This is a genomic window from Ectothiorhodospira sp. PHS-1 (genome assembly GCF_000225005.1).
Lineage (GTDB): Bacteria > Pseudomonadota > Gammaproteobacteria > Ectothiorhodospirales > Ectothiorhodospiraceae > Ectothiorhodospira.
Genome location: NZ_AGBG01000045.1, coordinates 1 through 10,073 on the forward strand (window position 1 = coordinate 1; position 10,073 = coordinate 10,073).

The following is a 10,073-nucleotide window of genomic DNA, read 5'->3' on the forward strand; positions in this document are numbered from 1 at the left end:
CTTCAGTCCCATGGACCGACCATACTCGCGGCAGGCCGCCAGGGCGGCCTCATCCGGGGCAAATCGCACAAACACCCCCTCCCCCTGCATCTTCAGCTTCAACTGCTCCAGACTGGACGGAATGATCCTGGCCGCCTCTCCGCTCCAGCCATAGGAACCAAAGGCACCGCAGAGCTTGCCCTTGTCCCGCACCGGATTGATCACCGCAAACAGCTTGTATACCGGCAACAGGATGTTCTGGTTGATGGTGGGACAGCCCACCACCACCGCCTGGCAGCGGGCCATGTGCTCTTCCATCTCGCCCAGGGCCATCGTCTCGATATCCGCCACCTGCACCTGGAACTCACCGGCACTACCGAGCCCCTCGGCGATGGCCCGGGCCATGGCTTCGGTATTGTGGTGGGCCGACACATAGGGCACGAACACATAGTCCTGATACGGATACTGCAATGCCCGGCGCGCGTGAACCTCGGTCAGATCCACCCACTTGCGCCAGTCGGACATCAGCAACGGCCCATGCCCCGGAAGTATCCCCCGCACATCCAGTCCCCGCACCTGCTCAATGGCCTTGAGCATGAAACGGGAAAACGGCTTGAGGATGACGTCAAAGTAGTACTGGAAGGCTTCGCTGAAATCCCCCACCCGGTCATCGAGCATGGCCGCATGGGCGTAATGGCAACCGAAGGAATCACAGGAAAACAGCAACCCATCCTCCCGCAGGTAGGTGTACATGGTGTCCGGCCAGTGCAGATGGGGCGCGGCCACGAACTGCAGAGTCTTGTTGCCCAGATCCAGCGTGTCGCCGCCCTTCACCACCTGGTGGGGGAAATCACGCCCCAGGAACTCACGCAGATACCCGATCCCCAGCCGGCTGGCCACCACCGTGGCATTGGGGGCCAGCTCCAGCAGACGGTCCAGACAGCCGCTGTGATCCGGTTCGGTATGGTTGAAGACGATGTAATCGATCAGCGCCGGGTCGATGACCTGACGGATCTTCTCCACATAAACATCGAAAAAGTCCGCCTTGACCGCGTCCACCAGCACCTTCTTGTCCGCATTGATCAGATACGCGTTGTAGGTCGTGCCATGTTCCGTGGTCATGACCACATCGAAGGTGACGATGTCATGATCCAGCACACCGACCCAGTGGACATCGGGACACACCTCAATGCCGGCACGATCCTGCCGCTCTTCACACGCTGTTTTCATCCCACCTTCCTTATTCAGGCTTTGCCAACCCGCCATCATAGCAGCCGAAAGACAAAATTTAGACTTACCCTAAATCATTCCCGATACGCCCGACGGAAAAACCTTCCAGAGCGGATCATGGCCGCTCAGGATCTGGCCATCCCCTCCGGCGTGGAGGATTTCCCGTCTGAAACCCGCCCTTCGCTGCCTACACTGGGCACAGACATTCAGCCTGTGCCGTCTCGGCAGGGGCGCTTTCCAGGCGCAAAGAGGAGAACCATGGCCAGCACTCCCGACCCGAAGCCCAAAGCACGCAGAACTCAAGGCAAGAAAACCGTCGCCCGCGGGAAATCCACTCCCCCCCGCTCATCCAGCATCGACAGCGGCGACATCTCCCCGGATCTCAGCCAGCGCGGCATCCAGCAGTTCGAAGCCCGGGAATCCACCCAGTGCGCCCAGTTCAAATTGGAGTCGGTGCTGCTGGATCTGGGCCGCAAGGGCAAAAAACGTAAGCAGCACACCTCGGAACCCAAGGAACTGGAACGCCTGGCCACCGGTCTGACGGCCATCGTGGACGGTGCCGCGCCCGACGATCTGGCTTTGCTGCGACGCGCCCTCTGGCATCACGAACGAAGCCAGGGGGCGCCGCCGGGCAGCGGCGGTGACGATGCCCTGGCCAGCAACTGGCGCGAAGGCGGTTACCCCTATCGAAACCGACTACGCCGCAAGAGCTATGAAAAGCAGAAATACGACCTGCAGGTGGAACTGCTCAAGCTCCAGCACTGGGTCAAGGAAACCGGCAGTCGCGTGGTCATCCTGTTTGAAGGCCGCGATGCCGCCGGCAAGGGCGGCACCATCAAACGCTTCATGGAGCACCTCAATCCCCGCGGTGCCCGCGTGGTGGCCCTGGAAAAGCCCACAGACATCGAGGCCGGTCAGTGGTACTTCCAGCGCTACATCCAGCACCTGCCCACCCGGGGCGAGATCGTCCTGTTCGACCGGTCCTGGTACAACCGGGCCGGAGTGGAGCGAGTGATGGGCTTTTGCAGCGACGAGGAATACAACGAATTCATCCGCCAGGTACCGGAATTCGAGCGCAATCTGGTGCGCTCGGGCATCCACCTGATCAAGTTCTGGTTCTCGGTCAGCCGGGAAGAACAGCGCCGCCGGTTCAAGGAACGGGAAGTCCATCCCCTGAAGCAATGGAAGCTCAGCCCCGTGGACCGCGCCTCCCTGGACAAGTGGGATGACTACACCCGGGCCAAGGAAGCCATGTTCTTCTACACCGACACGGCGGAATCCCCCTGGATCGTGGTCAAGTCCGACTGCAAGAAGCGGGCGCGGCTCAACGCCATGCGTCATGTCCTGCACCACCTCCCCTATCAAAACAAGGACGTCAAGCGCCTGGGCCTGGTCGACCCCCTCATCCTCGGCCGCGCCAGCATCAGCGACGACATCGAAGACCGAGACAGCATCGACATGGTGAAAAGGATCTGGCAAGGCGCCTGATCCGCAATACCCCACCCCTACCCCTCATCCCCGCCCGTCTCCCCCGAGGGGGAGACGGGCGCGTCTGTCGCTGACCTGGTTCTTTCAGCCTAAAACCCGACCATTCCGATCAACGGAACAATTCCCCTCCCGAATGGAAAACACACCATTTCGGATTTGATTTAACTTGACTCCTGCCTGACGCGCAAAAAACCGATACCCGGTCACGCCGTCAGGCCGGACAGGCACGTCCGTCCCAAGCCACTCGCAACCCGCGACACCGCTCAAGGCACGGTCATGACCCTCGTCCGCCCTCGCCCCATCCATCGGGATGCCGTCCGCATCACACTCATCGCCTTGCTGATACCGACACTGCTAACGGCCTGCGGTGGCGGCGGCGGCGGCAAAAACGTCCGCCCCGACCCGAATCAGGGCAGCGGCAGCCCCACACCGGTACAGCAGAACGACAGCGCCCCACCCGCCACCCGACTCAACGAAGGAGAAGTCCTCGTCGCCGTCGCCGACACCGGCCTGCGTCACACTCACCAGGAACTCACCGACCGGATCCTCCATCGCTACGATGCCGTACAGAACCACACAGGACACAACGGCTCGGACACCACCACCGCCGACCAGGATCAGTCCCGGGTACTTCCCATCAACCCCCACGGCACCGCTGTCGCCGGCATCATCGCCGGGCATCGCACCGGCAACGCCCCGATGGCCCGTCTCATGGACATCCGGATCTCGAACACCGAGGACGGCAACACCACCCGCAACATCATCCTCCACGGCCTGGAACATGCCGCCACCCGGCAGGCAGGCGTCTTCAACCTCAGTTACAACGCCAACCTCACCCATGTGCCCAACCGGGACAGTGCCATCCGCCAGGCCGCGGACAACGACGTGATCCTGGTGGAAAGCGCCGGCAACAGCAGTACTTCGGTCCAACCCCTGCAGGCCGGCTCCGCGCTCTACCACCAGTACCTCATCGTCGGCGCCCTCAATGCCGCCCGCAACGATCGCGCCGACTTCAGCAATCACCCCGGAGACCATGCCGCAACCCAGGCACGCTACCTGCTGGCCCCCGGCGAACGCATCCGTACCGCCCACAGCAGCACCGACCAGGCCTATACCCAGTTCACCGGCACCTCGGCCGCCGCCCCGGCCGTGTCCGCGGCCGCCGCCACCCTGCGCGCCCACTGGCCGCATCTGGATGCCGCCACCCTCACCCAGCACCTGCTGGACACGGCCGACCGGCACTTCAGCCCCCTCTACGGTGACCCCCGCTGCGGCACCAGCGGCAACGTGGATTGTGGTCTCTATCACTATGGCCAGGGTCGCCTGGACCTGGACACCGCCCTGGCCCCCAAGGGAGAGCTACAGCTTGCCATGGGCACCCGGGTGGACGCCGCCGAAGGCCGCTCAACTCCTGGCCAGACCCATCTGCAACTGCCGGCCGCCTTCGGCGACGCCCGCCTGCCACCCCGGGCACTGTCGCAAGTGGCCGGGTTCGACGCCCTGGGCCGCGACTACCTGATGGATCTCTCTCCCGGTCTGCGCACGCCCGTCGCCCCCTATCGCACACTGCACCGACGCCTCCAGCAGGGCATTGGGTCAGCGGCGCACACCCGGGTCCGACACCACACCCACGACGGCAGCCTGCAGGCCCGGGCCGACTACGATGCCGACGGTCTGCCGATCAGCATGCAACTGGCCTGGAACGGACCTCACGGCGGAATCACCGGCTACCAGTTCACCGCCGGCAACCCGCCCCCCGGCCACCCGGCCGAACACATGCCCCTGCTGGCCTACAGCGGCGGTACCTACTGGCTTGTTGAAGACGAGACCCTCACCGGCCTGAGCGGCCATTACCGCCTGAGCGAGCGCATCACCCTGAGTGCCGACTACGGCGGGTCCGGCGACGCAACCCAGCTCAACCCTCACGGCGCCCTGCAGCGTCTGGACACCCGTCTGGCCCTGCAACTGCACGACCGCCTCACCTGGCATCTGGGCAGCGCCCGGGTCACCGAGCAGGATCGTCTCATGGGCAGTACCGGCAGCGGCGCCCTGCACACCCGTGGCACCCACGTCACCCACTTCCTCTACAGCCGCATCGAAGCCGATTTCACCCCACAACTGAGTCTGTTCGCCGAATTCGAGCAAGGGCGGGGTGACCGCAGCCACCCACATGGCCTGATACACCGTCTGGAAGGCATGACCCTGCGCCAGGCGGCGGTGGGTCTGACACTGCGTCGGGAGGATACCCAATGGGTGCTGATGTACCACGAACCGCTACGGGTACATCAGGCCCGAGCCCACCTGCGCATCCCCGGCGGGCGCACCATGGACGGTCGGATCCTGTTCGACGACCTCACTGCGGATCTCACCCCCGACGGCCGTCAGCGCAACCTGGAACTGGGCCTACGCCATCCTCTTGGCGCCCACAGCATCCTCCAGGCCCACCTCGTCCACATCCGCGAACCCGGCCACCGCACCGACGCCCCCTCCGACACCCTGGGAGCAATCAGCTACCAGCGCAGATATTGAAACTGCGCCACGAGTGCCCACTCCCACAGGGCTTCCGGGTGATGGGGCTGCTGCATCGTGCCGTTCCCTCATCCCCGGCCCACCTCAAACGCCACGATCTGCCGCTGCTCACTGGAGAACTCCACCCCGATCAGGTGGATCGGCTTGCCGGTGGACCGGTACTTGTCGGCATAGCCCCTGGCCTTGATCTGCGCCAGCGCCCTGCCCTCGGGGAGTTGTTCCACCACCTTGAATTCGAACAGGTAGATGTGGCCACCGAAGTCGACGGTCATGTCCACCTTGCCGTGGTGGCTGGCATCTTCCACCGTGACCTGGACCCCCAGCGCAGCAAAATGGCTGTAGAAGACGCTGGCGTAGTGGCCTTCGTACCGGGCAATCGGGTTGTTGCGGTACCAGTCGTGAGGCAGGCCGGCGTAGAGGGCCTTCATGTGGGCTTCGAGGCCGGCCATGTCGGCCGCCTTCAGCAGGCGCGGCAAGCGGATGACCACATCATCGAAGATGGCGTGACTGACGCCCAGTGCGGGTAACAAGGCCTCATTGAGGCTGATTTCCACCTCCTGGTTGGGCAGGCCCAGTTCATAGAGCGGGCGGTTGGGCACTTCTTCGTGGATGCCTTTCAGGGTCAGGTAGCCCGTCTGAAACAGCAGGGCATCGGTGGAGATGTCATCGACATCGAAGCGGCTCAGCAGTGCCGGCCGGCTGTGCCAGGCGGTGAGTGCGGGCGTGAAGACGCCGCGTTCCTTGAGGAGGTTCACCAGGAAGGTGGGCGTCGCGCTTTCGAACCAGTAGGGACCGAATTGGCGATTTTGCAGGAGTAGTAGCACGTCGAAGGGGTTGTAGACGGATGTCAACTCTTGCCCACCCCAGCGATAGCCGTTGTACCACTGACGGATGGCCTCGCGGTCCAGGCCGGGCAGTTCCGGGGCGAATACCGTGTCGATGTCCTCATCGGTATAGCCGCAGATCGTTGAGTATTCCGGCAGCAGGGTGATGTCGCGCAGGTTGTTCAGCCCCGAGAAGAGGCTGACCTTGCTGAACTTGGAGACGCCGGTGATCAGCACCAGATGCAGATGGGGGTCGGCATCCTTGATGACGCTGTAGAGGTTCTTCAGCCCCTCGCGCAGCTCACGCGCGCGCTCGGTCTCCAGGATGTTATCCAGGATGGGCTTGTCGTATTCGTCGATCAGGACCACCGCCCGTTCGCCATACTGGGCGTGGGTGTCGCGAATCAGCGCGGAGAACTCTCCTGCAATGTCTGTCTCGCGCTGCAGTGATACCCCTAGACGCTCCCGTTCGCTGAACAACTGGTCACGAATCCGTGTGTCGAGCTCCTCCCGGTTGCGCATCACGCCGCTGCCGAAGCTGAGGCGAATCACGGGGTGGGTCCGCTGCCAGTCCCAGCGGTCGTGGATGTAGAGTCCGTCGAACAGCGCCTGGTGACCCTCGAACAGGCAGCGCAGGGTGTCCAGCAGCAAGCTTTTGCCGAAGCGGCGGGGGCGGGAGAGGAAGTAATAGCCGCCGATCTTCGCCATGGACTCGATCAGGGGGGTCTTGTCCACGTAGTAGTAGTGGCCCTTGCGCAGCTTTTCAAAGGACTGGATGCCGATGGGGAGTGTGAGGCGCTGATGGTTGGCCATGCCTGGCCCTCCGGGAATAAGTTTTATGCCGGTGGAAGTTTATCATCGCCCAAGAGAGCCAGAGCCCCTCTCTCGTGTGCAAAAGGGGACAGACACCTTTTCCCTTTCCGGGAAAAGGTGTCTGTCCCCTTTTGCTCAGTGCAGCGCCTTCACTTCGGCCAGGGACAGGCCCGTCGATTGGGCGATCTGCTCGTCGGTGAGCACGCCCAGCTTGAGCAGGTTGGTGGCCGTTTCACGAGCATTTTCATGCCGACCCTCCTGCCTTCCCTCCTGTCGACCCTTCTGCTCCCCCTCCCGCCGAGCTTCATTCAGCAGTGACACTTCGTCACGCAGCGCCCGCTCACGCACAAACGCCAGCCGCTGCGCTTCCTCGTCGGCACTCAGTTCCCGGATGCGGCTCATGGCCCGCTTGACCGGCTCGTGCACAACCTTGGCCATGATGAATTCCTCCCGCCAATGCTTGAAAAAGGTGATCCAGTCATGCAACGGACCTTCCGGTACGCCAAGATGATCCGCCTTGTTCAGTTCGATCAGGTTCATCTGCAGGATGTTCCCCAGCGACACCTCTGGCTGGCGTTCATCCCGCATCTCGAACCGCCATATCGCCTGCTGACGCTCAGCCTCACTGGCCGTGAACAGGTCAAAGTCCAGCAGATGAATCCCCACCGAGGCACGCAGCTCCTGATAGTCCTCCCCCGCGTTCAGTTGGGTGCCCAGGGTACGGGCCAGGTAGAACAGGCCCCGCTTGTGCCACGCACCATAGCGGCGAACCTGAATCTCCACATTGTAGCAGTGGCCCTGACCATCGCGGGCCAGCACATCCAGGATGATGTACTTGCCGGTGAGTTCACTGGGCTCGATGGTGGGATTGAGTACCTGAACACTGGCAATGTTCGGGAGATCCGGGCGCAGATCATTGATCAGATCCACCAGCAGGTCCGGGGCCTCGGCGAACAACCGCTTGAACACATAATCGTTGGTGGGGTCGAGGAGGTGACTCATGGGGTGGGTTTGGGCTGTTGGGTTTGGCCGGTAGTGTGCCATATCCCACCTCATCCCGATCCCGATCCCGATCCGGGGTTGGTTATCCCTGGCTCTTGTGCCCACCGCCTTCGCGGGCGAGGCCCGCTCCCACAAAAAGCCCGCTCCCACAAGAGCACCCTCCCACAAGGGACTGCCACCTGAACTCAAGAGGGAAAGGTGTCTGCCCCCTATTTGCGAGGTTTCACGCGCAAGCCCATCACCCAACAAAAGGACTCGACCTGCGCGGCGTGAACCACAACAACACGAACCCGATCCCCGCCCCCAGCAGATTGATGCCCACATCCGTCAACGACGCATAACGCCCATCCACCAGCAACTGCAAACCCTCGGTCCCGAACGACAACGCCACCAACAGCCCCAGCAACACCCACACACCCAGATCCGCCCGCCACCAGCACAGCCAAGCCGACACCAGTGCGAAAAGAATCAGGTGCGCCCATGCACTGGTCTGCTGCGTGACCAGATCCGGCTCCTGAGACCAAGGCCACCAACTGGACACCAACCCTGCCCACTCACGGATCACCTCCGGCGGCAGAGTCATTCCCGCCAGCAGCAAAGCCATCGCCGCCAGAAAACCCAGACGCCAGAACCACGGCATCGGCCGGGCCAGATACCAGGCAGCCAGCAGCACACCCGCACAGATCACATACACCCAGAGCATCACCTGATTATCCGCCTCCAACCTTCACCACCCCAGCAAACCTTGTTGGAGCTGCCTTGCCGGCCCCCCTACTGTGGGAGCCGGCCTTGCCGGCGATGCGCTGCGACAGCAGCGCCCTGCCCATGCCTGGGTGCCCACCGCTTTCGCGGGCGAGGCCCGCTCCCACAGGGGCCCGCTACTCCGCCCAGCCACGCCAACGATACACCCACAACCCCAGATATTCCTTCAAACCCCGGGTGCTGTCCGCCAGGGCCTGGGCGTCCGGGAGCCAGCGCAGCAGATCCGCGGGCAAGGGCTCCACCTCGAAATCCGTGGGTGCCGGCCAAGCCTCCACGCCGGCGGCGCGGAACGTGGCCAGGGCGCGTTCCATGTGCAAGGCCGATGTGACCAGCAATACCCGCTCCAGGCCCCTGTCCTCCAGCAACTGCGCCGTGTACACCGCATTGCCGCGCGTGGTGGCACTGTCCGTTTCCAGCCACACCGCCGACGCCGGCACGCCCAGGTCCACCAGAAACTCCCGCATGGCGTGGGCCTCCACCCGCTCACGCTCCCGCCACGGCACCGAACCACCGGACACGATCACCCACGGTGCCCGATCCGCATGATACAGCCGGGCACCATGCCACACCCGGTCCGCCGCCGGACCCAGGTTGGGATAGGGCCTGTTGTTTCCCAGATTATTCCACCCTCCTTTTCCCACACGGATTCTGGCTGCAGGCCGATGGTTTTCCCGGATTATGCCCTCGGGTGGCGGATTCCTGGAAGGTGAACGGATGCGGGAAGCCGTAGGCGCGAGCCTTTGGTGACTCGCGCCCGGGGGCAAAGACTCAGAAGGGATCCTGCTCGTCGTCGAACAGGGAGGTCTGGCGGGTGTCGATGGTGGGCTTACGCTCGGCGGCCATGGCCTCATGCAGGGCGATGGCGTAGCGGTGGCCGATGTGCTCGGTGAGGATTTCCAGCAGTTCCCACACAGCCAGGACCTGTTCCGGGGTCCAGTGAGCCGGTAGGGGGATGGTGAGGGTGTGATGGTGGGTCATGGTCGCAACTCCTCCAGGGCGGTCTGCAGGTGCTCGGCAGTGACCCGGTGGACCTGATCCTGGGCGGCGCAGGTCAGGGCGTAATGGGCCAGGCGGCCGACGGGTCGAGGCATGCCGTGGGTGGCCTGGTAGAGGCCTTCGATGGCCTCGGGTTCGAACAGGGGCAGTTCGCAGCCGACCCGGCGCAGGCGGTGGGCCAGATAGTCGGGCAGTTCCTCGCGGCTGAGTCCCCCCAGGTGATGGCGCACGACGAGTCGCTGGGCCAGGGACTCATGCACCGCCATGCCGAGGCGGCGGCGTAGCTCGGTGAGGCCGACGAACAGCAGGCACAGGCGGGGATCGGAGTCCATGGCGTAGTTGGTGAGCAGGCGCAGATCCTCCAGGACATCGTTGCGCAGGTGATGCGCCTCGTCGATGATCAGCACCGGTAGCTGCTTGCTCTCCAGGGTGAGTCGGGAGATCTCGGCA

Annotated in this window: 9 protein-coding genes; 2 read left to right on the top strand and 7 right to left on the bottom strand. The window is 63.6% G+C overall.

Annotated features, from left to right (window positions below; all coding sequences use genetic code 11):
• The coding region (locus ECTPHS_RS12965) for an FprA family A-type flavoprotein (protein ID WP_008933210.1) at positions 1-1,209 on the bottom strand (1,209 nt) is incomplete at its 3' end.
• A 258-nt stretch (positions 1,210-1,467) separates the two neighbouring features.
• Between ECTPHS_RS12965 and ppk2 the strand changes: the two genes are divergently transcribed.
• Both ppk2 and ECTPHS_RS12975 read left to right on the top strand, forming a co-directional pair.
• Positions 1,468-2,697, top strand: coding sequence for a polyphosphate kinase 2 (ppk2, locus tag ECTPHS_RS12970; protein WP_008933211.1), 1,230 nt, complete (start codon positions 1,468-1,470; stop codon positions 2,695-2,697).
• A 276-nt stretch (positions 2,698-2,973) separates the two neighbouring features.
• Positions 2,974-5,226, top strand: a complete 2,253-nt coding sequence (locus ECTPHS_RS12975; RefSeq protein WP_008933212.1) for a S8 family serine peptidase — start codon at positions 2,974-2,976, stop codon at positions 5,224-5,226.
• A 68-nt stretch (positions 5,227-5,294) separates the two neighbouring features.
• Here ECTPHS_RS12975 and ECTPHS_RS12980 read toward each other — a convergent pair whose 3' ends face one another.
• The 6 genes from ECTPHS_RS12980 to ECTPHS_RS13005 form a co-directional block, all read right to left on the bottom strand.
• Positions 5,295-6,863 (bottom strand): ATP-binding protein, encoded by a 1,569-nt coding sequence (locus ECTPHS_RS12980; RefSeq protein WP_008933213.1) that lies wholly within the window; start codon positions 6,861-6,863, stop codon positions 5,295-5,297.
• Between the two features lie 135 nt (positions 6,864-6,998).
• Complete coding sequence (locus ECTPHS_RS12985) at positions 6,999-7,865, bottom strand: Rpn family recombination-promoting nuclease/putative transposase (RefSeq protein ID WP_008933214.1); 867 nt, start codon at positions 7,863-7,865, stop codon at positions 6,999-7,001.
• Between the two features lie 238 nt (positions 7,866-8,103).
• On the bottom strand, positions 8,104-8,568 hold the full coding sequence (locus tag ECTPHS_RS12990) for a VanZ family protein (protein ID WP_008933215.1): 465 nt from the start codon (positions 8,566-8,568) through the stop codon (positions 8,104-8,106).
• Positions 8,569-8,743: 175 nt separating this feature from the next.
• Positions 8,744-9,196, bottom strand: coding sequence for a YdcF family protein (locus tag ECTPHS_RS15285; protein WP_246828376.1), 453 nt, complete (start codon positions 9,194-9,196; stop codon positions 8,744-8,746).
• 199 nt (positions 9,197-9,395) lie between these two features.
• The gene (locus ECTPHS_RS13000; RefSeq protein WP_008933217.1) at positions 9,396-9,605 is read right to left on the bottom strand and encodes a hypothetical protein; all 210 of its coding nucleotides are present in this window, start codon (positions 9,603-9,605) and stop codon (positions 9,396-9,398) included.
• Positions 9,602-10,073: ExeA family protein (locus tag ECTPHS_RS13005; RefSeq protein WP_008933218.1), on the bottom strand; the 472-nt coding region annotated here is incomplete at its 5' end. The genes ECTPHS_RS13005 and ECTPHS_RS13000, both read right to left, overlap by 4 nt.